The following is a 26,187-nucleotide window of genomic DNA, read 5'->3' as shown; positions in this document are numbered from 1 at the left end:
TCGTTCGTTGCGTGCCCCACACACGCATAACGACCACCTTCTGCATCGGCGTCGGCGTCGCCGCGACGCTGGTGTCGACCCTCCTTCCCGCTGGGGCGGGCGCATCCGAACATGTCGTGCTCGAGTCGGGGGCCCTCTGGCAGAGTCGCAACGACGTGCGCATCCCGGGAGACAGCGGTGACCGCTTTGCGCTCGACGACATCACCGGCGCAGGGCCTTTCCTGCACACGCGGGTGACCGTGAACTTCGCGCTCGCCGAGCGGCACAGTCTGCGGCTGGTGTACGCACCGCTGACGATCAGCGAGTCGGGGGTGCTGAGCGAGCCGGTGGCGTTCGCCGGCGAGAACTTCGAGGCTGGGCCTGTCCGCGCGCGCTATCAGTTCAACGCCCCGCGCGTCACTTGGCGCTATGCGCTGAGCGAACGGGACGACCGGCGCCTGTGGATTGGTTTCACCGGTTTGGTGCGTGACGCCGAGGTACACCTGCGGCAGGACGGTCGCAGCGCGCGCGACACCGACATCGGCTTCGTGCCCTTGCTGCATTTTGCCGGAGAATATGCTTTGACGCCGCGATGGCAGCTCGAATTCGACTTCGACGGTCTCGCCGCCCCTCAGGGGCGCGCCTTCGACCTCGGCGTGCGCCTCGCCTACCAGCTGGATGCCGACTGGCAGCTGTTCGGCGGCTACCGGATGCTAGAGGGCGGCGTAGACAACGACAACGTCTACAACTTCGCCTGGTTCAACTACCTCACGATCGGCGCCACCCGGCACTTTTGACCATCCGGGCTTGCCCCGGCGAGGCGTGGCACGCGCTATTCCCCAGGACGCTTGCTCAGCCGGCTGTCGATGCGCTCTTCCCGCAGTTCCAGTGTGGCCGCCCCCACATCCTCGTCCACATGCTGCATGCGCACCAGCAGGTAATCCAGCTCCGGGGCGAACCAGAACGTGGTTTGCTCACGCGCCGGCGGTAGCTCGGCGGCGCGAAGATCGAACGTCGCGGGCCGGTCCAACGTCGCCTCCCCCACCACGTCCACGCGCACCGCCTCATACTCACCGTTCGGGGTGCGGATCCTCTCCCGCCCTCGCACCTCCACCTCGTAGGCCTTGACGCGGCGCGGTTCCACCACCACGTAGCGCATGCGCTGCGCACCCGCCGCCACGTCGCGCATCAGCGCGAGGTGTAGCGAAAGCGGGTCGACCGTCACCTCCGGCAGTCGGTAGGCCTGCACGCGGTCCTTGTAGCTCATCACCGCCCCGCTCGACCCGAACCGAATGGTGTCCTCGCGGCCATCGCGGCCCGTCCGCCGATAATCGTAGGCCTCGGAGGCCACCCCGTCCTCGGTCAGCGTGCCCCGGCTAAGCTCGTGGATGCCGCCGGAGAAAGCCAGGCGCACGACCCCCGAAGGACGCAATTCCGAACTGTAGCGATAACTGCCGCCGTCGCGAGAGAACTCCACCTGCGCAGAGCCCAGTGTGAAACCGCGCGCACTCGCCACATAGCTCGCACTGAACGCATCGGGCAGCGCGTGCGCCGACCCCCACGCCAGCAGTGCCAGCCCGAACAGAATCGAACGTAAGCCGACCCACCCGCGGCCGCGCCGCGCCGGCGGCGTGCTTCGTTCACGCCTCAACCACACCTGCATCGAAGCCTCCTTGACACGCGCGGGCTGCGATGAATTCCCCTCACGTGCCGCCCGCCGAAACGGCCGGCGGCATCCGCGCGTCTTACTAGGTACGTAGCTTACCAGCCCAGCGGGTCGTGCGCGGAACCCCCATGCCGTCCTGAGACAACGCCGTCACCAACTTTCGTTGGAGAGCTTCCCCTGCGGCGATCCGCGCCCCGACCGTCTATGATGATGCACGCCATATCTGCCACTAAGCCGTTGTTCAAGCACCGGCACCTGACGCGCGGCCGCGGGCAAACGCCCCGCGCGACCAGCATGAAAGGAGACAGCATTGATGAGACGGGCGCCGCTACTCGCCCTCGCTGCAGCCCTGTTGCTCGCGGTATCCTGGGTGCCCGCCGGCGCGGTCGATTGGGGCGTGCGGGCCGGCACGACCATGGGGGGCGGCACCTCCTTCAATAGCCAGGAGGTGTACTTCCGCACCGGCCTACCCTGGAGCGCGGGCGGCCCGCAGGGCTGGCGACTGACCAGCCATCTCGAGGTGAACGCCGGACGCCTGAGCGGCGGCGGCCAGACCACCAGTTACGGCGGTACCGGCGTCACCTTGTGGGCGCGCGACCACGCCGGCCCGCTCAGCCTCAGCGTCGGCACCGGCCCCACCTACATCAGCGACCGCCGCCTCGGCGACCGCGACCTCGGCGGCAATTGGCAGTTCACCTCCCACGCCGCCGCCTACGTACGCCTCAGCGCCAACGTGGCCGCTGGCTACCGCATCCAGCACACCTCCAACGCCGGCCTCTACTCCCCGAACGACGGCTACAATGTCCAAGCCTTCGAACTCCGCGCGCGGTTCTGAGTCACGGCATGTAATCCGCAGCCTCACCTCTTAGGTCGCAGCGGACGACGCGCGTACTGACGAAGCAGAGGGTCAACGCAGCGGTGCCCAGCGATGTCAGGCACGCGCGTAAAATCTCGCACGCGCATCCTTCCGCTAAGCAAAACGCGGGCGAAAAAAAGACCACCATCGACATGTGTGACCCTTCATTGTTCGGATATGGCGCGCCCGGAAGGGTGAGCCTTTGAAGAGCCACTTAACGTGGCTCTTCAAAGGCGAACGCCCGGCCACGGATGGCCGGGCCGGGGCCGGATCGAAGTGGCGACACAACGCCAGGGAAGGCAGGCATCAGCCTCCGAAGTGGCACGCGAATCCTTCCGCTCCATGACACGCAGGCGAAGAAAAGGGCCACCACGATGGGTGACCCTTCATTGTTCGGATATGGCGCGCCCGGAAGTCCTACTCGCCGCTGCGCGGCTCGCCCTGCGGGTCGCCGGCGCTACGCGCCGGCGTTCTGCGCCGCCTTCGGCGGCTTGTCGAACCGGCTGTTCGAAGTCGGAGGTTCGAATCCTCTGCGCGCTCGGCGCAAAAAAAAGGCCACCGCGAGGGGTGACCCTTCATTGTTCGGATATGGCGCGCCCGGAAGGATTCGAACCTCCGACCGCCTGGTTCGTAGCCAGGTACTCTATCCAGCTGAGCTACGGGCGCGGAAAGTGCGGCATTATGCGCAGCGGAAGGTGACAAGTCAAGGCAACGTCGACATCATCCCATTCCATCCGCCACAGCGTCCCGGGGGGACTCCCGCGGGGTGCTTCAAGCGACTCCGGAGCGCGTACCGCTCGGAGTGCTCTTTGGCGGAGAGAGAGGGATTCGAACCCTCGATGGAGCTTTTAACCCCATACTCCCTTAGCAGGGGAGCGCCTTCAGCCTCTCGGCCATCTCTCCATGATCGAACGGCGCACAGGATACCGGCCCCGCACGCGTCCGTAAAGTTACTTCTAACCCACGCCCTGCTGACAATCCTCTTCCTTCTCCTTCTGGATCCGCGCGTAGATCTCTTCACGGTGAACCGAGACGTTCTTCGGCGCGTTCACGCCGATTCGGACCTGGTTGCCTTTGACGCCCAGCACAGTGACGGTGACGTCGTCCCCAATCACCAACGTCTCCCCCACTCTCCGAGTCAGAATCAACATCGTACGATCTCCTTGCTCCCGTTGCCGTTGTTGCCGTTGAACTCGCCGTGGAGGGCAATCCTCCCCCTCAGGTCCTGTACCGGCGAGGCCCCACTTTATCAGCGTGGGCGGACTTTACCGCGTCTCCGGTTCCAATTTTTCTTGCGAACAGTGGACGCCTAAATGCTTAAAACGTCAACCCTGAGCGGTTACCGGTTGCTCCAACTTGAAGGCACTGTGCAGTGCGCGCACGCCAAGCTCTAAGTACTTTTCGTCCACAACCACCGAAATCTTTATCTCGGAAGTGGAAATCATGCGGATATTGATCCCCTCATCCGCTAAGGCCTTGAACATGGCGCCCGCGATGCCGGCGTGGGAGCGCATACCCACGCCCACCAGCGAGATCTTGACGATCTTGTTGTCGCCGGTGACCTGGGCCCCCCCGAGATCGCCCGCCACCCGCTCCAGGAGCCGCAGGGCGTTGTCGTAGTCGTTACGGTGCACGGTGAAGGTGAAGTCCGTGCTGCCGTCGTCGCCGACGTTCTGGATGATCATATCCACTTCGATGTTGGCGTCGCCGATCGCCCCGAGGATGTGCGAGGCGACGCCCGGGCGATCCGGGACCCCCTGGATGGTCAGCTTCGCCTCGTCGCGATTGAACGCGATGCCGGAGATGAGCGCCTCTTCCATACCTTCTTCCTCATAGGTAATGAGTGTGCCGGGGCCCTCCTCAAAGGAGGACAGCACGCGCAGCGGGACGTTGTACTTGCCCGCGAACTCGACCGCGCGGATCTGCAGGACCTTCGAGCCCAGGCTCGCCATCTCCAGCATTTCTTCGAAGGTGATGCGATCCAGCCGCCGCGCCTCGGGCACGACGCGCGGATCGGTGGTGTAGACCCCGTCCACGTCGGTGTAGATCTGGCACTCATCGGCCTTGAGCGCGGCGGCCAGGGCCACGGCGGTGGTATCCGACCCGCCGCGACCGAGGGTGGTGATGTTGCCTTCGCCGTCCACCCCCTGAAAACCGGCTACCACGATCACGCGCCCGGCGGCCAAGCAGCTGCGCATGCGGCTCTCGTCGATCTCGACGATGCGCGCCTTGTTGAAGGCGCTGTCGGTGACGATACGGACCTGCGAGCCGGTGTAGGAGCGTGCGGACACGCCGAGGCGCTCGAGGGCGATGCTCAGCAGGCCGATGGTGACCTGCTCGCCGGTGGAGATGATGACGTCGAGCTCGCGCGGGCTCGGGCGCGGGTCGATCGCACGCGCCAGCTCCAGCAGACGGTTGGTCTCGCCGCTCATGGCCGACACCACCACCACCACGTCGTGACCCTGGGCGCGGGTGGCGGCAACCTTGGCGGCCACCTGCTGGATGCGCTCCACGCTGCCCACCGAAGTTCCGCCGTATTTTTGTACGATCAACGACATAGTCGAGATGTCCGTTCCGGTATCTGCTGAGTGCGGCCGTCCTGGTCGCCCTCAGCACGCAGCGCCGCACTGCGGGTGCGGCGCGCGGGACACCCCTGTCCCGTCGCGGCGGACGTGCCTGCCGAAGGGGCGGCATTTAACACCACCCGCGCCAAAAAGGGAACCGCGGCCGCAGCGGCGCCGGCGCTGCTGCGGCGCCGGCGCGTGGTGTTCGCGCCACTAACCCAGCCTCACAGGCGCGCGCGTACCCACTCCTGCGCCACCTGTAGGGCGGCGGGCACACCGTCGGGGCGACCACCGCCTGCCTGGGCCATGTCCGGCCGCCCGCCGCCCTTGCCGCCGACGTGTTCGGCAGCGGCCTTGACCAGCTCGCCCGCGGGCATGCGCCCGATGAGGTCCTTGGTCACGCCCGCGATGAGGCTCACCTTCTCCCCCTGGGTCGCCGCGAGCAGCACCACGGCGCTGCCGAGCTTGTTCTTGAGCTGATCGACCGTGTCGCGCAGGGTCTTGGCGTCCGCGCCGTCGAGTTGCGCGGCGAGCACCTTCACGCCGCCGACGTCCGCCGCCTGACTGGCGAGGTCGCTGCCGGCGGCACTGGCCACCTTGGCCTTCAGCGCCGCCAGCTCCTTCTCCAGCGTCTTCTGACGGTCGATGAGCTGCGCGACCTTCTCGTCCGCGTTGTCGCGCGCGCCCTTCACCAGCTCCGCGACTCGCTCCAGACGCTGCTGGTTCTCGTCCATCCAGGCCAACGCACCCGCGCCGGTCTGCGCCTCGATACGGCGCACACCGGCGGCCACGCCGCCCTCGGCGGTGATCTTGAACACGCCGATGTCGCCGGTACGGCGTACATGGGTGCCACCGCACAGCTCCATGGAGAATTCGCCCATGCGCAGCACGCGCACCGCATCCCCGTACTTCTCGCCGAACAGGGCCACCGCACCGGCGGCCAGCGCCTGGTCGATGTGCATGTTCTCGACGTCCACGGCGTGGTTGGCACGGATCTGCTCGTTGACCAGGCGCTCGATCTCGCGCAGCTGATCGGCGCTGAGCGGCTCGAAGTGGGCGAAGTCGAAGCGCAGGCGGTCGGGCGCGACCAGCGAGCCCTTCTGCTGCACGTGGCCGCCCAACACGCGGCGCAGCGCGGCGTGCAACAGGTGCGTCGCGGAGTGGTTGTAGGCGGTGTCGCGCCGCGCCTCATCGTCGACCTGGGCGATGACTTCGGCGTCCATGCGCAATTCACCCATGGCGAGGCGTCCCACGTGGGCGTGGGCCTCGCCCTGCCTCTGGGTATCGCGCACCGTGAAGCGCGCGCCCTCGGCGCGCAACTCGCCGCGGTCGCCCACCTGGCCGCCGCCCTCGGCGTAGAACGGCGTGCGATCCAGAAATACCACGCCCTCCTCGCCCGCCTGCAGCACCTCGACGGGCCGGCCGTCGCGGAACAGCCCGACGATCTTGGCCCGATCCTGCAGCAGCTCGTAGCCGCTGAACTCGGTGCGCCCGTGGAAGGCAATATTGCCCGCCGCGGCGCCGAACTGACTCGCGGCGCGGGCGCGCTCGCGCTGCGCCTCCATGGCGCGCTCGAAGCCGTCCATGTCGAGCTCGAGCTCGCGCTCACGCGCGATATCGCCGGTCAGGTCCACCGGAAAACCGTAGGTGTCGTACAGCCGGAACACCGTCTCGCCCGGGATCACACGCCCGCTGAGGCCCGCCACCGCCTCTTCCAGCAGACGCAGGCCCTGCTCCAGGGTCTCGGCGAAGCGCTCCTCCTCCTGGCGCAGCACGCGCTCGGCGGTCGCCTGGGCCTCACCAAGCTCCGGGTAGGCCGCACCCATCTCGGCCACCAGCGGTGCGACCAACTTGTGGAAGAAGGCCTCGCGCAGGCCGAGCTTGTGCCCGTGACGAATGGCGCGCCGGATGATGCGCCGCAGTACGTAACCGCGGCCCTCGTTGGAGGGCAGCACGCCGTCGGTAATCAGGAATACGCTGGAGCGGATGTGGTCGGCGATGACCTTGAGCGAGGGGTGCTTCAGGTCCTCGATACCGCCCACCTCGGCCGCGGCGCGCATCAGGCGCTGGAACAGGTCGATCTCGTAGTTCTCGTGCACGCCCTGCATCACGGCCGCCAGGCGCTCGAGGCCCATGCCGGTGTCCACCGACGGGCGCGGCAATGGGTTCAGCGTGCCGTCCGCGGCACGGTCGTACTGCATGAACACCAGGTTCCAGATTTCGATGTAGCGGTCGCCGTCGGCGTCGGGGCTCCCCGGCGGGCCGCCCGCCACCTGCGGGCCGTGGTCGTAGAAGATCTCGGTGCAGGGGCCGCAGGGGCCGGTTTCGCCCATCGACCAGAAGTTGTCCTTGGCGCCGATGCGTGCAAACCGCGCGGGGTCGACCTGGATCTCCTTGAGCCAGATGTCGGCCGCCTCGTCATCCTCTTCGAATACCGTGACCCACAACTTCTCGGGCGGCAGGCGCAGCGTCTCGGTGAGGAAACTCCAGGCGTAGCCGATCGCTTCGCGCTTGAAGTAGTCACCGAAGCTGAAATTGCCGAGCATCTCGAAAAAGGTGTGATGACGCGCGGTGTAGCCGACGTTCTCGAGGTCGTTGTGCTTGCCGCCGGCGCGCACGCAGCGCTGCGAACTGGTGGCGCGCGTGTAGGGGCGGCTCTCACGGCCGAGGAACACGTCCTTGAACTGCACCATGCCCGCGTTGGTGAACAGCAGGGTCGGGTCGTTGGCGGGCACGAGCGGGCTGCTCGGCACGACCTCGTGGCCGCGCTCGCGGAAGAACTCCAGGAAGGCCCGGCGCAATTCGGCGCTGCTGGTCGGCGTGTTGCTCACGTTAATCTCGCATCCTTAGTCGTCGGCGGGCGGCGCGAAGGCCGCCCGTATCTGTCCGTAATCGAACCCGCGCCCCTGCAGGAAGCGCTGCTGCTTGGCCCGCTCGTGAAGCTCGTCCGGCGGCGCCCCGAAGCGACGCGCGCGCACCCGCGCGGCCAGGGCCGCCCAGTCGACCTTGGCCTCGCGCAGTGCGTGGGAAGCGGCCGCCTCCGGCACCCGCCGCTCGGCGAGCTCGGCCGCGATGCGCAGCGGCCCCACGCCCTTGTCCGCGCGGGAGGCCACGTAGGCCTCGGCATAGCGCCACTCGTCGAGATAGCGCTCGGCGCTCAGGCGGCTCAGGGCCGCCTCGATCGCCTCGTCCGTGCAACCGCGCTGCACCAGCTTGAGGCGCAGCTCATAGGCCGAGTGATCCCGCCCCGCCAGCAGCCGTAGCGCGCGGGCGTAGGCGTCCGGCGGCGCCTCGCTCAGGCCTCGGCCTCCTCGGCCTCCACCTCATCGCTCTTGCTGGTGCGCTCGGGCAGCACCGCGGCACGAATCTGGGCCTCGATCTCGCGCGCCATCTCAGGGTTCTCTTTCAGGAAGTTGCGCGCGTTGTCCTTACCCTGACCGATGCGATCGCCCTTGTAGCTGTACCAGGCACCCGACTTGTCCACGATCCCGGCGTTCACACCGAGGTCGATGATCTCGCCCTCGCGCGAGATGCCCTCGCCGTACAGGATGTCGAAAACCACTTGCTTGAAGGGCGGCGCGACCTTGTTCTTGACCACCTTCACGCGCGTCTCGCTCCCCACCACCTCGTCGCCCTTCTTGATGGCGCCGATGCGGCGAATGTCGAGGCGCACCGAGCTGTAGAACTTGAGCGCGTTGCCGCCGGTGGTGGTCTCGGGGCTGCCGAACATGACGCCGATCTTCATGCGGATCTGGTTGATGAAGATCACCAGGGTGTTGGAACGCTTGATGTTGGCGGTGAGCTTGCGCAGCGCCTGGGACATCAGACGCGCCTGCAGGCCGACGTGCGAGTCGCCCATATCGCCCTCGATCTCGGCCTTGGGCGTCAGCGCGGCCACGGAGTCGACCACCACCACGTCCACCGCGCTGGAGCGCACCAGCATGTCGGCGATCTCCAGCGCCTGCTCGCCGGTGTCGGGCTGGGATACCAGCAACTCGTCCACGTCCACGCCCAGCTTGGCGGCGTAGCTCGGGTCCAGGGCATGCTCGGCGTCCACGAACGCGGCGGTGCCCCCGAGCTTCTGCGCCTCGGCGATCACCTGCAGGGTGAGCGTGGTCTTGCCCGAGGACTCGGGCCCGTAGATCTCGATCACGCGCCCGCGCGGCAGGCCGCCGATACCGAGGGCGATGTCCAGACCCAGTGAGCCGGTGGAGACGGCCTCGATGTCGCGCACAGCGCCGGCGTCGCCCATGCGCATGACCGATCCCTTGCCGAACTGTCGCTCGATCTGACCCAGGGCGGCGGTTAGCGCCTTACGCTTGTTTTCGTCCATTGGCTGGTCCCCTGCGGGGCGGGCATGGCCCACCGCTGACGGTGAATAAGGTCGCGTGAAAAACCCCGCGATTATCCCATAGAAGGGGAGCCGCCTCCTAGCCCTCTGCGCCCGCGCCCGAGCGCAACGGCCAGCGCTCCAACACTTCGTAGCGGACCCCTTCGGGATGCGTCTTGGAGGCCACCAGGACGAACTCACGCACCGGCCACACAATCGGCGCCGCCGGTGCGGGCGGGACGGCGCGCACGCGCCGGCGCAGCGCGATGCGGCGCCACAGCGTGACGTGCGGATGAAAGGAGGCGCGCGGCGGATCGAGTTCGCAGGCCTGCAACACCCCGCCCAAGGCCTCCGCCAAGCTCAGCAGCGCGGCAGGCGGCTCGGCGCTGCCGAGCCACATGACCCCGGCCCGCGGGAACTGGCCGTAGGTGTCGAGCCGCAGGTCAAAGGGCTCGCCCCGGATGCGCGCGGCCCCGGCACGCAGACACGCGGCCGTGGCCGGCGCCACCGAACCGACGAACGCGAGGGTGAGGTGGAGATTCTCCCGGGCCGTCGGCCGGCCCCGACCGGTGCTCGCCGCAGCGCCTTGTGCCGCGTGCCACAGCGCGGCGCGCACCGCTTCATCCGGCCACAGAGCGAAGAACAGGCGCTGAACGTCAGTCCCGTTCGAGGGCATCGACCACGCCCTGCAGGGCGACGACCGCGGCGCCTTCGCGCACCATGGCGCGATCGCCCTCGAGATGCACGCGCAGCGCGCGGGGCTGTGCGTCGCGACGAGCCCAGGCGAGCCAGACGGTGCCGACCGGCTTGTCGGCGCTGCCGCCGCCCGGACCGGCAATCCCGCTGATCGCGACCGCGAGGTCGGCGCGGCTGTGCGCCAGGGCCCCCCGCGCCATTTCGCGGACCGTCGCGGCACTCACCGCGCCGTGCTCGCGCAGGGTCGCGGCGGCGACCCCGAGCATCTCCTGCTTGGCCTCGTTGCTGTAGGTCACGAAACCGCGGTCGAACCACTGCGAGCTATTGGGCACGTCGGTGATCGTCTTCGCCACCCAGCCGCCGGTACAGGATTCGGCGGTGACCAGGCGCAGGCCGCGCGCCGCGAGCGCCGCGCCGACCTGCTCGGCAAGTTCATAAAGCGGCATGGTCGTCCGGGATGACATCGATCAGGTCCTGCACCTCGCGGATCACGCCGCCGATATCGAAGCCGTGACCCTTCCTCGCCTCGACGCGTACCACCTCGACCACGGCGTCCAGCGGCGGTGTCACGGGATTGTCGGGGGCGATGTGCAGGCCAAGGCGCGCGCCGACGGGAAACTCGCGCTCCAAGGAGAACAACACGCCGCGCCCGCTCATGTTCTTTGCCACCCCCGCATAGCGGCGCAGGCGCCCGGCCTCCGAGACGGTGACTTCGCACTGCACCTCGACGCGTGCGAAGGCGCGCTTGTCCGCTTCGGGCCGCTTCACCGGGCACCCCCTTGCTGGCCGACCATGTCCCACTGGCCGCGAGTATAGCGTCCAACCGGGCGCGGCGCGTGGCGCTGGGTGGCCCGGCCTTTCTCGACATCCTGCGAGGCGTGCACCGGTCATAGGCAGGGCCTGAACGAGCCGTTACACTGGCGCGCCATGAGCGCCGCACCGCCCGCCACCGTCCAGCATACCCCGATGATGCAGCAGTACCTGCGCATCAAGGCCGAGCACCCGCACACGCTGGTGTTCTACCGCATGGGGGACTTCTATGAGCTGTTCTACGACGACGCCGAGAAGGCCGCGCGCCTGATCAATATCACCCTGACCACGCGCGGGCAGTCCGCGGGCCGGCCGATCCCCATGGCCGGCGTGCCCGTGCACGCCGTCGAGGGCTATCTCGCCAAGCTGGTCAAACTCGGCGAATCGGTCGCCATCTGCGAGCAGATCGGCGAGCCCGGCGCGACCAAGGGGCCGGTGGAACGCCAGGTGGTACGCGTGGTCACGCCCGGCACGGTCAGCGACGAGGCGCTGCTCGATGAGCGCCGCGACAACCTGCTCGCCGCGCTGGTGGCCCAGGCGGGGCGCTGGGGGCTGGCCTATCTGGACCTGACCGCGGGCCGCTTCCGGGTCCTGGAGGTGGACGGGGATGATGCGCTGCGCGCCGAACTCGAGCGCCTGCGCCCGGCCGAGCTGCTGCTGAGCGACGACCTCGCCGCCCCGCCCTGGCTGGAGGAGCGCGCCGGCGGCCTCCGCCGCCAGCCGCCGTGGTTGTTCGAGGCCGACACGGCCCATCGCTTGCTGTGTAACCAGTTCGGCACGCGCGACCTTGCGGGCTTCGGCTGCGACGACTTGACGCTGGCGCTGTGTGCCGCGGGCGGTCTGTTGCAGTACGTGCGCGACACCCAGCGTGCCGCCCTGCCCCACCTGCGCGCCATCGCCGCCGAGCGCCCCGAGGACGGGCTGCTGCTCGACGCCGCCGCGCGGCGCAATCTGGAGCTCGACACCAACCTCGGCGGGCGCGACGAGCACACCCTTTTCGGCGTGCTGGATAACACCGCGGGTCCGATGGGCGCCCGGCTGTTGCGCCGCTGGATCCACCGCCCGCTGCGCAGCACGGCGCAGCTCACGGCCCGCCAGGACGCCGTGGAAGCGCTGCTGAGCGAGGGTCAGCACCCGGTACTGCACACCTTGCTGCGCGGCATCGGCGACGTGGAGCGTATCCTCGCCCGCGTGGCGCTACGCTCGGCGCGACCGCGCGACCTGGTCGTGCTGCGCGAGGCGCTGGGCCGGCTGCCCGCGTTACAGGCGGCGCTGGCGCCGCTGGAACCGGCACGCCTGCGCGCGCTCGCCGAGGCCGCCGGCCCGCACGGCGAGCTGCACGCCCTGCTCGAGCGGGCGATCGACGAGGCGCCGCCCGCCCTGGTGCGCGAAGGCGGCGTAATCCGCCCCGGCTATGACCCGGAGCTCGACGAACTGCGCGGCCTGCAGCAGAACGCCGGCGACTTCCTCGTCGAGCTCGAGGCGCGCGAGCGGGCGCGCACCGGCATCGCCACGCTGCGGGTGAGCTACAACAAGGTCCACGGCTATTACATCGAGGTCGGGCGGGCGCGGGCCGGCGATGTGCCCCCCGACTACCAGCGCCGCCAGACCCTCAAGAACGCCGAACGCTACATCACGCCCGAACTCAAGGCCTTCGAGGACCGCGCCTTATCCGCCGCGGAGCGTGCGCTGGCGCGCGAGAAGGCGCTCTACGAGGGCCTGCTCGATGCCCTCAACGCGCCCCTGCCGCAGCTTCAGGCCACCGCCGCCGCGCTGGCCGAACTCGATGTCCTCGCCACGCTGGCCGAGCGCGCCGAGACGTTGCGCTGGAGCCGCCCGACGCTGCGCGCCAACGCCGGCCTGCACATCGAGGGCGGGCGCCATCCGGTGGTCGAGCAGGTCGCGGACGGGCCGTTCGTCCCCAACGACGTGCGGCTCGACGACGCCCGCCGCATGCTGATCATCACCGGCCCCAACATGGGCGGCAAGTCGACCTATATGCGCCAGACGGCGCTGATCGTGCTGCTGGCGCACATCGGCAGCTACGTGCCGGCGGAGCGGGCCGACATCGGGCCGGTCGATCGCATCTTCACCCGCATCGGGGCGTCCGACGACCTGGCCGGGGGACGCTCGACCTTCATGGTGGAGATGACCGAGGCGGCCAACATCCTGCACAACGCCACGCCCCGGAGCCTGGTGCTCATGGACGAGATCGGGCGCGGCACCAGCACCTTCGACGGCCTGTCGCTCGCCTGGGCCTGTGCCGAGCACTTGGCGCGCGAGACCGGCGCGATGACCCTGTTCGCGACCCACTACTTCGAACTCACCGCCCTGCCCGAGCAGATTCCTGCCGCCGTCAACGTGCACCTCGACGCGGTTGAACACGGGGCGGGAATTGTGTTCCTGCACGCCGTGAAAGAAGGCCCCGCCAACCAGAGCTACGGCTTGCAGGTCGCGGCGCTCGCCGGGGTACCGGCGCCGGTGATCGAGCGCGCGCGTGAGAAGCTCATACGCCTCGAGCAGCAGGCCCACGCCGGTGCCCCCGCGGCGGCGGCCGATCAACAACAACTCGGGCTGTTTTCCGCCGCCCGCCATCCGGTTCTCGACGCCTTGGCCCAGGTCCAGCCGGACCACTTGAGTCCCCGCGCCGCCTTGGAGCTGCTCTACCAGCTCAAGACGCTCGCCGAGCGCAGCTAGGTCCGCGAGGATCCATCCGGGCTTCCTCAGGCTCCGCGCCTGTCGGATGCGCGTTGGCGCCCGCGGGGTCGCGTGGCGCCTGCAGAGGCATTAACATAGGCGGATTCTGGTGTGCTGCGGGGAAACGGCCACCCAATTTTTCGGAAGGAGAATCGTTGGATGACGTATGTCGTTACCGAGAATTGCATCAAGTGCAAGTACACCGATTGCGTGGAAGTGTGTCCGGTCGACTGTTTCCACGAGGGCCCGAACTTCCTCGTTATCGACCCCGATGAATGCATCGACTGTACGCTGTGTGAGCCGGAGTGCCCCGCCGAGGCGATCTTTGCCGAGGACGACGTGCCCGAGGGACAAGAAGAGTTCATCGCCCTGAACGCCGAACTGGCACAGTCCTGGCCGGTCATCACCGAGATGAAACCGGCGCCCGCCGACGCCGACGAATGGAACGGCAAGCCGGGCAAGCTCGACAAGCTGGAACGCTGAGCGCGCGGACCGATGGACGAAAAAAAAGGCGGTCTCGCGACCGCCTCTGCATCCCAAGCAGGCTTCCTGCCTGACTCACGTCCCTATGATTCGTCCGTCGTGTTCCCTGACTTCGATTCGTCCCTGACCATCAAGATTGTTATTCATTGCGACTCGATGTAGGTGACCTGTCCTTGTGCGGGTCTCCGCCAACCACGCTGCAAGGACGTTGGTAACTCTAGCAGCTAAGAATCTCATGCAAATACGGATGATTACTGATGTTTCTGGGATGATGCCGGATACGGCAGCCCGCGGTTGGAGTAACCCCTTAACGTAGTACTTCAAGAACATGTCACTAGATATTGATTGTACGAGCACTTAAGCAGGGAGAGTAACCAGTCATGACGACGGATTTACCCAACGTATTCGACGCCAGCGAAGCGACTTTTGCGCGCGCGGTGCTAGCGCAGTCCGAACAAGTGCCTGTGCTGGTGGACTTTTGGGCGCCATGGTGCGGCCCGTGCCGCATGCTCATGCCGGTGCTGGAGAAGCTGGCGGCGGAGTATCGCGGCAAGTTCCTGCTGGCCAAGATCAACATCGACGACGAGCAGGGGCTGGCCCAACAGATGGGGGTGCGCAGCGTCCCCACCGTGGTGCTCTTCCGCCATGGCGCGCCGGTGGACAGCTTCATGGGCGTGCAGCCCGAACCCGCCATACGCGAGATCATCGATCGCTACATCGAGCGGCCGACGGACAAACTGGTGGCCGCGGCGATGCAGGCGTTCGAACAGGGCAATCGCGACGAGGCGCTGGCCGCCATGCGTCAAGCGGCACAGGCCGCGCCCGATGATTACCGGCTCCAGGTGCGCTTGGCGGGAATGCTGGTGGAAACCGAGCAGCTCGACGAGGCGGCCCGGATCGTGCAAACGTTGCCCATCGACGTACAGACGGAAGCCGAGGTGAGCGCCCTCATGGGACGGCTGGAGTTCGCCCGCACGGCGGCCGAGGCGCCGACGCTGTCCGCGCTGCAACGGGCCGTCGAGCAGGACCCGAGCGACCTCGGCGCACGCTATCAACTGGCGGCGCGCCGGGTTCTGAACGGCGAATACGAGGCCGCCCTGGAGCAGTTGCTCGAGATCCTACGCCGCGATCGCACCTATGCAGACGATGCGGCGCGCAAGGCGATGATCAAGGTGTTCTCGCTGCTTGGCGACAAGGGCCCGCTGGTCAGCAGATATCGCCAGCAATTGTCGCTCGCCCTACACTAGCCGGATGTTGAAAAAGGGCTGTCCCGCCCTTTTTCAACGCACCGTGACCGGCGCAAATCCGCGCGGGGCTATGCCCGATTCCACAGGGGGCCCCACTCTCCGTCAAGGCTGAAGGCGCCCGTCCAGGATCGCCTCGAGCTGAGCCGGCGGCACGTAACCGGGCAACAGGCGCCCATTCGGCAGTACGAAGCTCGGCGTGCCCGTCACGCCGAAGGCCGCCCCGAGTTCACCCTGGCGCTGCAGGGGATGCTCGCACTCCCGCTTGGGCACCGACTTGCCCGCCTTGGCGTCGGTCAACGCACGCTGGCGATCCTCGGCGCACCACACCGACACCATCTTGCCGTACGAGCGCGCACCCGGTCCGGTGTAGGCCAAGTAACGCACGGCGATGCCGCGCTTGTGGTACTCGTCCATCTCACGATGCAGGCGATGGCAGTACGGACAGTCCACATCGGTGAATACCGTGACGGTGTGCTTCGGCGTCTCGGGCGCAAAGACGATCATCTCCTCCTCATCAACCCGCGCCAGCATCTCGCTCCGGCGCTCGCCGCGGCGCTCGTTCGTGAGATTTCGGTGCGCCTGGACGTCCAGCAGCTGACCCTCGAAGACGTAGCGCCCATCGATGCTGATATAGAACAACTGCGTCCCGTAGGCAGCTTCCACGATCCCGGGGACCGGTGTCGGACGCAGCGACTCGGGCGGAGCCCCGATCGCCTCCGCGAGCACCCCGCGCAGCGCCGCGGCCTCGGACTCGGAAAGATCCGCCGCCAGCGCGCCCGACGCCATCCACAGGGCGCCGACCAATGCGAGCGCTAGTTTGACCATCATCACCTCAATCTCGAAAGTTGACATACTGGAGCGGCAGATCGAGCTTCGCCTCGCGCAGCATTTGAATGACCGCCTGCAGATCGTCGCGGTTCTTGCCGCTGACCCGCACCTGCTCGCCCTGGATGCTAGCTTGCACCTTTAGCTTGCTGTCCTTGACGAGCTTGACGATGCGCTTGGCCAGGGGGGTGTCGATCCCTTGGCGAACCGTCAGGCGCTGCTTGGCGCGGCGCCCGCTCTCCTCCACCTCACCGGGCTCCAGGCTGGCGATGTCCACCCCTCGTTTGACCATCTTCTTGTGGAGAATATCCAGCATCTGATCCAGCTGAAACGCCGAGTCGGCCTCCAGCAGGAGCACCTGATCCTCGCGCGTCACCTTGGCATCGACGCCCTTGAAATCGAAGCGCGTGGTGAGTTCGCGGTTGGTCTGATCCACCGCGTTGTCCAGCTCATGCTGATCGATCTCGGAAACCACGTCGAAAGACGGCATGGGCAAACCCTCGCAGAAGACGAAAAATCGGTCATTATACTGCCGCGCGGCTCGGACGGGGCCGCCTTTGGAACTAGCCGCGCGGGTGGTGCGCCGCGTGCAGCGCCTGCAGACGCACGCGAGCAACGTGGGTATAGATCTGGGTGGTGGACAGATTGCTGTGCCCGAGCAACAGCTGTACGACACGCAGATCCGCGCCGTGGTTCAACAAGTGCGTGGCGAAGGCGTGGCGCAGGGTGTGGGGCGACAAGGACCTTTCAATCCCGGCGCGCAGCGCGTAGCGCTTGATGAGCTGCCAGAACATCTGCCGACTCATTGCGCTCCCGCGGCGGGTGAGAAACAGCGCCGCGCTCGGGCGCCCACGCGCCAGCAGCGGCCGCGCCTCCGCGAGGTAACGCTCGATCCACCCGAGCGCCTCCTCACCGAGCGGCACCAGACGTTCCTTGGCACCCTTGCCCATCAGCCGCACCACCCCTTGGCGCGCGTTCACCTGACCAAGTTCGAGCCCCACCAACTCCGAGACACGCAGCCCGCAGGCGTAGAGCACCTCGAGCATCGCGCGGTCGCGCAGCCCCTGCGGGGTCGCGAGCGCCGGCGCCTCCAACAGCGCCTCCACCTCGCGCTCGCTCGGCGCGTTGGGCAGGCCCCGGGAGGCGTGCGGCGAGGCAATGCGCGCGCTCGGGTCGTCCGCCAGCCGTCCCTCGCGCACCAGCCAGCGATAGAGCCGGCGCAGGCTCGATAAGAGTCGCGCGGTGGTGCGCGGTCGTGCGCCGCTCTGGACGCGCTCGGCGAGGTAGGCGAGCAGATCCTCGCGCCCGGCGCCCGCGAGCCCGCGCCCTCGGCCCGCCAGCCAGCGGGCAAAGGCGCACAAGTCGCTGCGATAGGCGGTGAGCGTGTGTGCCGAAAGCCCGCGCTCCATCCATAAGGCGTCCAGAAAGGCATCGACCAGCGCGAGGTCCGCCGCCTCCGCCTGCTTCACCGGCGCGCCCATCGCGCCCCGCTACCTATATTCCCGCCGCGGCTCACGCACCCGGTCCGCCCAGCTGCTGCAGTTCGCGTTCCAACACCGCCCGGCGCGCCGGATCATCGGTGATCCGCAACAGGCGCTGATACACGCCGCGCGCGTCCTCGACCATGCGCGCCCGCGCCAGCGCGCCCGCCGCCTGATAGAGCGCGGTTTGACCCCAGGGATCCAAACTGCCGCCAGCCGATCGCATGTACAGCAAGGCCGCGTCGGCCGGACGCTCCAGCGCGAGCTGCGAGTCCGCCATCCAGTAATGGATTTCACGACGCACCTGACCATCCGCCGCCCGCGCGTACAGCGCCTCGAACAGGCCGAGCGCCGCCTCGTGTTGCGCGGCGTTCTGCAGATCGAACACCACCTGCAGCGTGCGCTCGATCTGGGTGTTGCTCCAGCCGTCCTGCGCCGCCAGCAGTTCCCCCAGCGCCTCGGCCCCGGCCTCGGCCTCCCCGGCCGAGATCAGGATCCGGGCGCGGCGCAGATGCCACATGAAGGGGTCGATGCCGGGGGGCGGCCCGGCGGCGTGCGCCGATAGCCGCGACGCCAGGGTGAGATCGCCCGCTGCCAAGGCGTGATCGATGAGGGTATGGCGCACGACCTCGGGGAGGTCGCGATGGTCGCCGGTGCGCCCGGCGAAGCGCGGTACGTCGAGGTATAGGGCGTGCAGCAACACCATGCCGTTCTCCCGCGCCAGGACCTGGCGCATGAGATATTCATGGGCCGCGGCGCGTTGCGCCGCGCGCCCGCCGCGCTCCGCCAGCAAAGCGGTCAGCGCACGCGCCTGTACCGGATAGGGCCGCTCCGCCTCGCGCGCCGCCACCAGCCAGCGGGCGTCATCGCCGACCAGGCGCCCCGCCCGATTACCGAGCGCCGTCGCATGGCGCACGTAGACCTCCCAGAGGGTCTCTCCGCTGAGGTCGAACAATCCGCTGGGGAGCGGGTGACGCTGCCGTGCGGCGAGCACGTGCTCCAGCCCATTGGCCGCGGTAGCCAGATCGCCGACCGCCAGCGCGGCCTCTGCCGCCACGGCCCAGGCCAACACTCGCAGGGCCTCGTCCTTGCTCTGACGCGCGGGCCCCAGACTGCGCGCGAGTACCTGCCCGGCACGCAGCGTCTCGGCGCGGAGGCTGGCCAGCAGCTGCAGCAGATAGGCCTCAGGATCTTCCGCGTGCGGCGCCAATACCAACTCGGCCTCGCGCGGCTGCTGTTGCTGCAGGAGGAGCCGGCCGAGCAGGCGCGCCGTGCCGAGGTCATCGTCGCCGTAGTCGCGCCGATAACGCTGCATGGCGACGTAGGCATCGCCGAGGCGACCCTCGTCGAGGTAGGACTGCGCGATCTGGCGCCGCAGGGCGCCGAGTTGCGGCCCCTGCGGCTGTTGGGCCATGAGCTGCAGCAAGACCGCCCGCGCCTCGGCCGGCCGGTTGCTGCGCAGTAGGGCTTGCGCGCGGTGACCGCGCGCCCAACTCACGAATCCCGCCGGCACGCCGTCGGGATACACGGGGGCGCGATCGGCCAGCGCGGCCCACTGCTGCGTCTGCATGAGCAGCCGCACGCGCTCGCGCTCCAAGGCCATCCATGCGTCGGCGCCGCCGGCGCGCGCCTGCGCCCCATCGAGCAAGTGCAGCGCGAGCCCGGCCGCGCCGGTGTCGGCCACGGCACGCACCTCGGCAATGACCGCAGGGGACTCGGCCGACACGGCCAGCGGACCCGCCGCCAGTGCCGCGAGCACGGCACACAGAATGGCGCGCAGGCGCGCCCCCCGGAACCCGGAAACGAAAACGGGCGCGCCGCTCATGCGGCGCGCCCGCGTAGGAGGGGGCGCGAGCGCCGCCGCCTCAGAGCTTTTCCTTGATGCGCGCGGACTTGCCGGAGCGGTCGCGCAGGTAGTACAGCTTCGCGCGCCGAACGTCGCCGCGACGCTTGACGGTGATATCCTCGATGAAGGGGCTGTAAGTCTGGAACACACGCTCGACACCTTCGCCATGGGAAACCTTGCGCACAGTGAACGCGGAGTTGAGCCCGCGGTTGCGCTTGGCGATCACCACGCCCTCGAACGCCTGCAGACGCTCACGGTTGCCTTCCTTCACCTTCACCTGCACCACAACGGTATCACCGGCGGAGAACTCCGGCACCTCGCGGTTCATCTGTTCTGCTTCCAGCGTCTCAATAATGTTGCTCATACCGACTACTCCCGCACGCGTTCAGTTAAACGTCCCCACGGGAGCCATACTCCCGCTTGAATTCCTGCAGCAGCGTCTGCTGCTCCTCATCCAACTCACGCCCGTCCAGCAGGTCGGGGCGCCGCAACCAAGTACGCCCCAGCGCCTGCTTGAGGCGCCAGCGGCGGATCGCCGCGTGGTCGCCGCCGAGCAGCACCGGCGGCACCTCCCGCCCGTCCACGCACTCCGGCCGCGTGTAATGCGGATGGTCCAATAAGCCTTGCACGAAGGAATCGGCCTCGGCCGATTCGCTATCGCCCAGCACGCCCGGCAACAGCCGCGCTACCGCATCCACCAGCACCATGGCCGCGAGCTCGCCGCCGCTCAGGACGTAGTCGCCGATGGACCACTCCTCGTCGACCACCTGCTCGATCAGGCGCTCGTCGACGCCCTCGTAGCGCCCGCACACCAACACCAGCGCCTCGCGCTGCGCGAGCTCCGCCGCGCCCGCCTGATCCAGCCGCCGCCCCTGCGGGCTCATATAGAGCACCCGGGTGCCCGACCCCGCCGCGGCTCGCGCCTTGCCGATGGTCGTACGCAGCGGCTCCACGCGCATCACCATGCCCGGTCCGCCGCCGTAAGGCCGATCGTCCACCGTGCGGTGGCGGTCGCGGGCATCCTCGCGCGGATTCCAGGTCGCCAGTTGGAGGCGCCGGCTGCGCAGCGCGCGCCCCACGACGCCGTACTGCTCCAGCGCGTCGAACATCCCCGGGAACAGGGTGACGACCTCGATACGCACGCCTCAGAAGTCCGGATCCCAGTCGACGCGGATACGCCGCGCCGCCAGATCCACCTCGTGCACCACCGTGTCCTTCACGTACGGCACCAAGCGCTCGCGATCCCCGCGCACCACCAAGACGTCGTTGGCACCGGTTTCGAGCAGGTCCGCGACCTCGCCCAACGGGGTTCCCGTCAGGGTCACCACCTCCAGGCCGATGAGGTCGCTCCAGTAGTACTCGCCGGGCGCCAGTGGCGGCAGAGCCGCGCGCGGCACCAGGATGTCGGCACCGACCCAGGCCGCAGCCGCATCGCGGTCCTCGATGTCACCCAGGCGCGCCACCAGCCCGCGGCCATGGACCCGCGCCTCGACCGACACAGTCCACTCCTGCTCACCGCGCCGCAGTATCCATTCCGGATAGGCCAGAAGGTTTTCGCGCGGCTGGGTGTAGGACCATACCTTCACCCAACCCCGCACACCGTAGAGCCCGGCCACGCGGCCCATCTCGATGAGCTCGCGCGAACCCTCGGCCATCGGTAGCGCCCCGTTAGGCCTCGGCTTGCGCCGGCGTGCGCTTGAGCAGCTGAGCCACGCGCTCGGAGGTCTGCGCGCCCTGCTCCAGCCAGTACTGCACGCGCTCCTGCTTGATGTCGAGCTCGGTCTCGCCGCCGCGCGCAACCGGGTTGTAATAGCCCAGACGCTCGATGTAGCGCCCGTCGCGGCGGTTGCGGCTGTCCGTCACCACGATGTAGTAGAACGGACGCTTCTTGGCGCCGGTACGGGCCAGACGAACAGTCACCATCTGCAATTCACCCTATTCTTCAATGGTTTCACCTGCCGCCCTGCGCGGCACGCGACTAAACCGCGCATTGTAAGTCAAGCGCAGACAAAAGAGAACCGTCACACGCACGACCCGCCCCCCGGTCCGCCCCCGTCCGCTGATAGCAGTGACGGCGCAGCCTGTCGCAGAGCCTCCTGCGGCATCCGGCGGTGTGCGAGCTGAGAACTCCAGGATGGAGGTCGTCAGACCAACCTAGAACGGCAGGTTGGGCATGCGCCCCTTGAGGCCCTTGAGCATGCGGCCCATGCCGCCCTTGCCCATCTTCTTCATCACCTTCTGCATCTGCGTGAACTGCTTGAGCAGCCGGTTTACGTCCTGGACCTGGGTGCCGGAGCCGGCGGCGATGCGTCGCTTGCGCGAGCCCTTGATGATATCGGGGCGGCGGCGCTCCGCCGGTGTCATGGAACTGATGATCGCGCCGAGCCGGCGGACCTCCTTGTCGTTGACCTGCTTGCGCACCGCATCGGGCACCTCGGCCATACCGGGCAGCTTGTCGAGCATACCGGCCACACCGCCCATGCGCTCCATCTGCTCGAGCTGTTGGCGGAAGTCCTCCAGGTCGAAGCCCTTGCCCTTCTTCAGCTTACGGGCGAATTGCTCGGCCTGATCCTTATCGACCTTGGCGTGCGCCTCCTCCACCAGGCTGAGCACGTCGCCCATGCCGAGGATGCGCGACACCAGCCGGTCGGGATGGAACACCTCGAGCGCGGCGCTTTTCTCGCCCACGCCCAGAAACTTGATCGGCTTGCCGGTGACGTGGCGGATGGACAATGCGGCGCCGCCGCGCGCGTCGCCGTCCGCCTTGGTGAGCACCACGCCGGTCAGCGGGAGCGCATCGTGGAAGGCCTTCGCGGTATTGGCCGCGTCCTGGCCGGTCATGCTGTCCACCACGAACAGCGTCTCGACCGGATCGACGGCGGCGTGCAGCGCCTTGATCTCGGCCATCATCGCCTCGTCGACGTGCAGCCGTCCCGCCGTGTCGACGATCAGGACGTCGGCAAAGCCGGTGCGTGCCTGACGCAGCGCCTCCTCGGCGATTGCCACGGGTGGCTGGCTCGGATCGGAGGGGACGAACGTCACGCCGATCTCCCCCGCCAGCGCCTTCAACTGCTCGATGGCCGCAGGGCGATAGACGTCGGCGCTCACCACCATGACCGACTTCTTCTGGCGCTCCTTCAGCCAGCGCGCGAGCTTGCCCACCGTGGTGGTCTTACCCGAGCCCTGCAGGCCGGCCATGAGGATGACCGCGGGCGGGCGCACCGCGAGGTTCAGCCCCTCGGCCTCCCCCATCACCTTCACCAACTCGTCTTTGACGATCTTGATAAAGGCCTGCCCCGGCGTGAGGCTCTTCATCACCTCCACGCCGATGGCCCGCTCGCGCACGTGGGCGATGAACTCGCGCACCACCGGCAGGGCGACATCGGCCTCCAGCAGCGCCATGCGCACCTCGCGCAAGGCGTCCTGGATATTCTCCTCGCTCAAGCGCCCGACCCCGCGCATGTTGCGCAGCGTCTGGCCCAGGCGCTCGGTCAAGCCCTCAAACATGATGCCTCCCAGCAATGCGTAAAGGAGCTATTGTAGCGCGAATGCCGTGCCGACCAGGTGCGCGAACAACCGGGCGGGCGAGCGATCCTCGACGCTGGGTATTCGTCGCCGCGCGGGTGCCGGTGCGCTCAGAGCTCGAAACGCTGCCCGCCGAACAACCGATATAGCGGCCGACCATTGAGGTGCGCCCGACACTGCTCGTAGATCCGCAGCTCGCTGCCCGGCTTGTTGTGCGTGATGTACACCTTGGGCCGGTGCTCGAGTTTCGCCAAGTCGGCAGCCAGCATCTGCGGGGAATAATGGCCCGCCTTGCGGCACAGCTCGACGTCCTCGTCGGGAAAGGCCACTTCCATGATCAGCACGTCGATCGGTGGGCCGCTGTTGAGCGCGCGCCAGAAGGCGTCGTTGGTGGTGCTGTCGCCGGTAAAGGCGAAACCGCCGCTGGGACTGGTGACGCGGTAGCCCACGGTGGGCACCACGTGACGCGCCGGCAGCATCTCAAACCGACGTTCCCCGAGCTCCAGCACCTCGCCCGGCGCCAGGGTACGGTAGCGCAGCACCGGCCTGTCGGGGCTGGGAAGGCGCGAGAAGTCCGGCCAGATCACATTGTTGAAGATGTGGCTGCGCAGCGCATCGAGCGTCTCGGCTTGACCGTAAACGGTCACCGTGTCGCCCAGGCGATCGAACACCGTATCGAGCAGCAAGGGGATACCGGCAATATGATCGAGATGAGAGTGCGTGAGCAGAATGTGGCGCACGGATGCCATGGCGCGCGCATCGAGGGCCGCCACACCGGTCCCGGCGTCGATGAGCACATCGTCGTCGATCCGCAGCGAGGTGGTCTGCAACCCGGCGCCCAAGCCCCCACTGCAGCCCAGCACATGAACTCTCATCGAATAGGTCCTTTCTTGTACGCTCATCAACCATCCTGTTAGATGCAGGCCTTCATCGTCCTGCCGCGTTGTGCCATCATGCCATTTCCCCCGCGCCACAGAACAGCGACATGACAGCGTTTTTGCAGATTCTGGCTTTGGCTTCATACCTGGCCGCGGCTCTGATGCTGGGCCAGAACCTGGCGCAGGGGGTACGTGCCAACCCCACTTACCGCCGCATTGGCCTGGGGCTGGGCGCGCTCGCCCTGGTGCTGCACGCGGTCGCCCTGCAGCAATCGGTGTTCACGCCCGAGGGTGTCTGGCTCGGCTTTTTCAACGTCCTGTCCCTGACCGCTTGGCTGATCTCCCTACTGCTGGTGCTGACCGCCGCCGTGCGACCCGTCGAGAGCCTGGGTATCGTCATCTTTCCATTCGCGGCCGCCGCGGTAATGCTCAAGCTGCTGTTTCCCGAGGCCGGGATTCGCATCGGCGGCCACGGCCCGGCCCTGGAGCTCCATATCCTGGTGTCCTTCCTCGCCTACAGCCTGCTCGGCTTGGCGGCGGTACAGGCCCTGCTGCTCGCTGCACAGGAGCGCCATCTGCGCACCAAGCGCCCGGGCGGCTACGTGCGCGCGCTGCCGCCCTTGCAGACCATGGAGCAGCTGCTGTTTCAATTGATCGCGCTGGGATTCTTCCTGCTCAGCCTGGCGCTGGCGAGCGGCTTCCTCTTCCTAGAAGACATTTTCGCTCAGCACCTGGTTCACAAGACCGTGCTGTCGATCACGGCTTGGACGGTTTTCGGCATACTGCTGTTCGGCCGCTGGCGCTTCGGCTGGCGGGGGCGCACGGCGATCCGCTGGACGCTGAGCGGTTTTGCGGTGCTGATGCTGGCCTACTTCGGCAGCAAATTGGTACTGGAACTGATCCTGCGCCGGGGTGCGGCATGAACCTCGCCCGCCGGGGTGGCGACACCGGCGCGCCGCGCCCGCGCGGCGCAGCCGGTAAACTACGGCTGACTCGGTAACCAAAGGGCGAGGAATTGAGCGACATTCCCATAGGGGTGCTCCTGGGCGCCCTGGCCTTTCTGATCATCCTGTCCGCGTTTTTCTCCGGCTCCGAAACGGCGCTGATGACTCTCAACCGCTACCGACTGCGCCACCTCGCGCACGGACGCAACCCCGGTGCGATGCGGGCGCAGCGGCTGCTGGAGCGTCCCGATCGCCTGATCGGCGTGATCCTGCTCGGCAACAACTTCGTCAACATCCTGGCCTCCGCCATCGCCACCGTGGTGGCGCTGCGACTGTGGGGCGAGGCCGGCATCGCCATCGCCACCGGCCTGCTCACGCTCGTCATCCTCCTGTTCGCGGAGGTCACGCCGAAGACCCTTGCGGCGCTACATCCCGAGCGGCTCGCCTTCCCCGCCTCTTACGTGCTCGGCCCGCTATTGCGGGTGCTCTACCCGTTCGTCTGGGTCGTCAACCTGATCGCCAACAGCCTGCTACGCCTGCTCGGCGTCTCGCCCGAGCATGACGTGAACCGCCACTTGAGCTCCGAGGAACTGCGTACCGTGGTCAACGAAGCGGGCGCGCAGATCTCGCGCCGCCACCAACAGATGCTGCTCAGCATCCTGGACCTCGAAAAAGCCACGGTGGACGACATCATGGTGCCGCGCAACGAGGTGGTCGGGATCAACATCGAGGACGACTGGAAGGACATTCTGCACCAGCTATCCACCAGCCAGCACACACGCCTGCCGGTGTTCCGCGGCAGTATCGACCAAGTGATCGGCATGGTGCACGTGCGCAACGTGCTCCGCCTGCTCACCGGGCCGGATCCGGACAAGGCCGACTTCATCAAGAGCCTCGGGGAGCCCTACTTCGTCCCCGAGGGCACCCCGCTCCACGTACAACTGCTGAACTTCCAACGCCAGCGCCGCCGCATCGGTCTGGTGGTCGACGAGTACGGCGACATCCAGGGCCTGGTCACCCTGGAAGACATCCTCGAGGAGATCGTCGGGGAGTTCACCACCGATCCCGCGGACCGGATCAAGGATATCCACCCGCAGGACGACGGCTCCTACCTGGTCGACTGCAGCGTCTCGGTGCGCGACCTGAACCGCATCATGCAGTGGCAGATCCCCACGGACGGCCCGAAGACGCTCAACGGACTGATCATCGAGTACCTGGAAACCATTCCCGAACCCGGCACCAGTCTGCTGCTGGCCGGCTACCCGATCGAGGTCGTGCAGACCAGCGCGAACGCGGTGCGCACCGTGCGTATCCGCCCCGGACTGCGCAAGCGACAACCGATGCATTGAAGCATCGAGCC

The 26,187-nt window shown here is 67.7% G+C and carries 26 protein-coding genes and 2 tRNA genes; 7 read left to right on the top strand and 21 right to left on the bottom strand.

Features of this window, described 5'->3' with window-relative positions; genetic code table 11:
• The first annotated feature begins 11 nt into the window (after nucleotides 1–11).
• A complete protein-coding gene (locus HUS23_13420) occupies nucleotides 12–776 on the top strand; it encodes a hypothetical protein (protein QKT04737.1) in 765 nt (254 codons plus the stop codon).
• A 35-nt stretch (nucleotides 777–811) separates the two neighbouring features.
• On the opposite strand, the gene HUS23_13415 is transcribed toward HUS23_13420, so the two are convergent.
• On the bottom strand, nucleotides 812–1,642 hold the full coding sequence (locus HUS23_13415) for a DUF3108 domain-containing protein (protein ID QKT04736.1): 831 nt from the start codon (nucleotides 1,640–1,642) through the stop codon (nucleotides 812–814).
• A gap of 316 nt (nucleotides 1,643–1,958) precedes the next feature.
• Here HUS23_13415 and HUS23_13410 point away from each other — a divergent pair, with 316 nt between their 5' ends.
• The gene (locus tag HUS23_13410) at nucleotides 1,959–2,480 is read left to right on the top strand and encodes an acyloxyacyl hydrolase (protein ID QKT04735.1); all 522 of its coding nucleotides are present in this window, start codon (nucleotides 1,959–1,961) and stop codon (nucleotides 2,478–2,480) included.
• A 610-nt stretch (nucleotides 2,481–3,090) separates the two neighbouring features.
• Here HUS23_13410 and HUS23_13405 read toward each other — a convergent pair.
• The 10 genes from HUS23_13405 to HUS23_13360 all read right to left on the bottom strand — a co-directional run bounded on the left by HUS23_13405 (nucleotide 3,091) and on the right by HUS23_13360 (nucleotide 10,859).
• A tRNA-Arg gene (locus HUS23_13405) sits at nucleotides 3,091–3,167 on the bottom strand.
• 144 nt (nucleotides 3,168–3,311) lie between these two features.
• A tRNA-Ser gene (locus HUS23_13400) sits at nucleotides 3,312–3,404 on the bottom strand.
• Nucleotides 3,405–3,457: 53 nt separating this feature from the next.
• On the bottom strand, nucleotides 3,458–3,652 hold the full coding sequence (csrA, locus tag HUS23_13395; GenBank protein QKT04734.1) for a carbon storage regulator CsrA: 195 nt from the start codon (nucleotides 3,650–3,652) through the stop codon (nucleotides 3,458–3,460).
• Nucleotides 3,653–3,826: 174 nt separating this feature from the next.
• Complete coding sequence (locus tag HUS23_13390; protein QKT04733.1) at nucleotides 3,827–5,059, bottom strand: aspartate kinase; 1,233 nt, start codon at nucleotides 5,057–5,059, stop codon at nucleotides 3,827–3,829.
• Nucleotides 5,060–5,289: 230 nt separating this feature from the next.
• Nucleotides 5,290–7,896, bottom strand: coding sequence for an alanine--tRNA ligase (gene alaS, locus HUS23_13385; GenBank protein QKT04732.1), 2,607 nt, complete (start codon nucleotides 7,894–7,896; stop codon nucleotides 5,290–5,292).
• A gap of 15 nt (nucleotides 7,897–7,911) precedes the next feature.
• Nucleotides 7,912–8,364 (bottom strand): regulatory protein RecX, encoded by a 453-nt coding sequence (locus tag HUS23_13380; protein QKT05091.1) that lies wholly within the window; start codon nucleotides 8,362–8,364, stop codon nucleotides 7,912–7,914.
• Nucleotides 8,361–9,398, bottom strand: a complete 1,038-nt coding sequence (gene recA / locus HUS23_13375; protein QKT04731.1) for a recombinase RecA — start codon at nucleotides 9,396–9,398, stop codon at nucleotides 8,361–8,363. The genes HUS23_13380 and recA overlap by 4 nt, the downstream gene beginning before the upstream one ends.
• A gap of 97 nt (nucleotides 9,399–9,495) precedes the next feature.
• The gene (gene thpR / locus HUS23_13370; protein QKT04730.1) at nucleotides 9,496–10,071 is read right to left on the bottom strand and encodes an RNA 2',3'-cyclic phosphodiesterase; all 576 of its coding nucleotides are present in this window, start codon (nucleotides 10,069–10,071) and stop codon (nucleotides 9,496–9,498) included.
• A complete protein-coding gene (pncC, locus tag HUS23_13365; GenBank protein ID QKT05090.1) occupies nucleotides 10,052–10,537 on the bottom strand; it encodes a nicotinamide-nucleotide amidase in 486 nt (161 codons plus the stop codon). Before pncC ends, thpR begins: the two co-directional genes overlap by 20 nt.
• Nucleotides 10,524–10,859 (bottom strand): PilZ domain-containing protein, encoded by a 336-nt coding sequence (locus tag HUS23_13360; protein QKT04729.1) that lies wholly within the window; start codon nucleotides 10,857–10,859, stop codon nucleotides 10,524–10,526. The genes pncC and HUS23_13360 overlap by 14 nt, the downstream gene beginning before the upstream one ends.
• Before the next feature lie 159 nt (nucleotides 10,860–11,018).
• Between HUS23_13360 and mutS the strand changes: the two genes are divergently transcribed.
• The 3 genes from mutS to trxA all read left to right on the top strand — a co-directional run bounded on the left by mutS (nucleotide 11,019) and on the right by trxA (nucleotide 15,328).
• Nucleotides 11,019–13,598, top strand: a complete 2,580-nt coding sequence (mutS, locus tag HUS23_13355) for a DNA mismatch repair protein MutS (protein QKT04728.1) — start codon at nucleotides 11,019–11,021, stop codon at nucleotides 13,596–13,598.
• Nucleotides 13,599–13,757: 159 nt separating this feature from the next.
• Entirely contained in the window at nucleotides 13,758–14,081 is a 324-nt protein-coding gene (locus HUS23_13350) for a ferredoxin family protein (GenBank protein ID QKT04727.1), read from the top strand.
• Nucleotides 14,082–14,461: 380 nt separating this feature from the next.
• Nucleotides 14,462–15,328 carry a thioredoxin gene (gene trxA / locus HUS23_13345; GenBank protein ID QKT04726.1) on the top strand — a complete coding sequence of 289 codons (867 nt, stop codon included), beginning with the start codon at nucleotides 14,462–14,464 and terminating at the stop codon, nucleotides 15,326–15,328.
• A gap of 102 nt (nucleotides 15,329–15,430) precedes the next feature.
• Here the strand turns inward: trxA and HUS23_13340 are convergent, their stop codons facing one another.
• From HUS23_13340 to HUS23_13295, 10 genes are all read right to left on the bottom strand, one after another.
• The gene (locus HUS23_13340) at nucleotides 15,431–16,156 is read right to left on the bottom strand and encodes a DsbC family protein (GenBank protein QKT04725.1); all 726 of its coding nucleotides are present in this window, start codon (nucleotides 16,154–16,156) and stop codon (nucleotides 15,431–15,433) included.
• 4 nt (nucleotides 16,157–16,160) lie between these two features.
• Nucleotides 16,161–16,643, bottom strand: a complete 483-nt coding sequence (locus HUS23_13335) for a YajQ family cyclic di-GMP-binding protein (protein ID QKT04724.1) — start codon at nucleotides 16,641–16,643, stop codon at nucleotides 16,161–16,163.
• A gap of 73 nt (nucleotides 16,644–16,716) precedes the next feature.
• Nucleotides 16,717–17,634, bottom strand: a complete 918-nt coding sequence (gene xerD, locus HUS23_13330; protein QKT04723.1) for a site-specific tyrosine recombinase XerD — start codon at nucleotides 17,632–17,634, stop codon at nucleotides 16,717–16,719.
• A 31-nt stretch (nucleotides 17,635–17,665) separates the two neighbouring features.
• Complete coding sequence (locus HUS23_13325) at nucleotides 17,666–19,459, bottom strand: hypothetical protein (GenBank protein QKT04722.1); 1,794 nt, start codon at nucleotides 19,457–19,459, stop codon at nucleotides 17,666–17,668.
• 40 nt (nucleotides 19,460–19,499) lie between these two features.
• Nucleotides 19,500–19,844 (bottom strand): 50S ribosomal protein L19, encoded by a 345-nt coding sequence (rplS, locus tag HUS23_13320; GenBank protein ID QKT04721.1) that lies wholly within the window; start codon nucleotides 19,842–19,844, stop codon nucleotides 19,500–19,502.
• A 25-nt stretch (nucleotides 19,845–19,869) separates the two neighbouring features.
• The gene (gene trmD, locus HUS23_13315; GenBank protein QKT04720.1) at nucleotides 19,870–20,622 is read right to left on the bottom strand and encodes a tRNA (guanosine(37)-N1)-methyltransferase TrmD; all 753 of its coding nucleotides are present in this window, start codon (nucleotides 20,620–20,622) and stop codon (nucleotides 19,870–19,872) included.
• A 3-nt stretch (nucleotides 20,623–20,625) separates the two neighbouring features.
• Entirely contained in the window at nucleotides 20,626–21,135 is a 510-nt protein-coding gene (gene rimM / locus HUS23_13310) for a ribosome maturation factor RimM (GenBank protein ID QKT04719.1), read from the bottom strand.
• A 13-nt stretch (nucleotides 21,136–21,148) separates the two neighbouring features.
• Complete coding sequence (rpsP, locus tag HUS23_13305; GenBank protein QKT04718.1) at nucleotides 21,149–21,403, bottom strand: 30S ribosomal protein S16; 255 nt, start codon at nucleotides 21,401–21,403, stop codon at nucleotides 21,149–21,151.
• Between the two features lie 231 nt (nucleotides 21,404–21,634).
• Nucleotides 21,635–22,987, bottom strand: coding sequence for a signal recognition particle protein (ffh, locus tag HUS23_13300; GenBank protein QKT04717.1), 1,353 nt, complete (start codon nucleotides 22,985–22,987; stop codon nucleotides 21,635–21,637).
• A 128-nt stretch (nucleotides 22,988–23,115) separates the two neighbouring features.
• Nucleotides 23,116–23,880, bottom strand: a complete 765-nt coding sequence (locus HUS23_13295; GenBank protein ID QKT04716.1) for a 3',5'-cyclic-nucleotide phosphodiesterase — start codon at nucleotides 23,878–23,880, stop codon at nucleotides 23,116–23,118.
• Between the two features lie 110 nt (nucleotides 23,881–23,990).
• On the opposite strand from HUS23_13295, the gene ccsA reads away from it, so the two are divergent.
• Both ccsA and HUS23_13285 read left to right on the top strand, forming a co-directional pair.
• Complete coding sequence (gene ccsA / locus HUS23_13290) at nucleotides 23,991–24,806, top strand: cytochrome c biogenesis protein CcsA (GenBank protein ID QKT04715.1); 816 nt, start codon at nucleotides 23,991–23,993, stop codon at nucleotides 24,804–24,806.
• 92 nt (nucleotides 24,807–24,898) lie between these two features.
• Nucleotides 24,899–26,176, top strand: coding sequence for an HlyC/CorC family transporter (locus HUS23_13285; protein QKT04714.1), 1,278 nt, complete (start codon nucleotides 24,899–24,901; stop codon nucleotides 26,174–26,176).
• Nucleotides 26,177–26,187: the final 11 nt, after the last annotated feature.

The sequence above is a fragment of the Ectothiorhodospiraceae bacterium 2226 genome (assembly GCA_013348725.1).
Classification (GTDB): domain Bacteria; phylum Pseudomonadota; class Gammaproteobacteria.
Note: the sequence above shows the minus strand (reverse complement) of the source record. Positions and strands in the feature narration are given on the sequence as shown.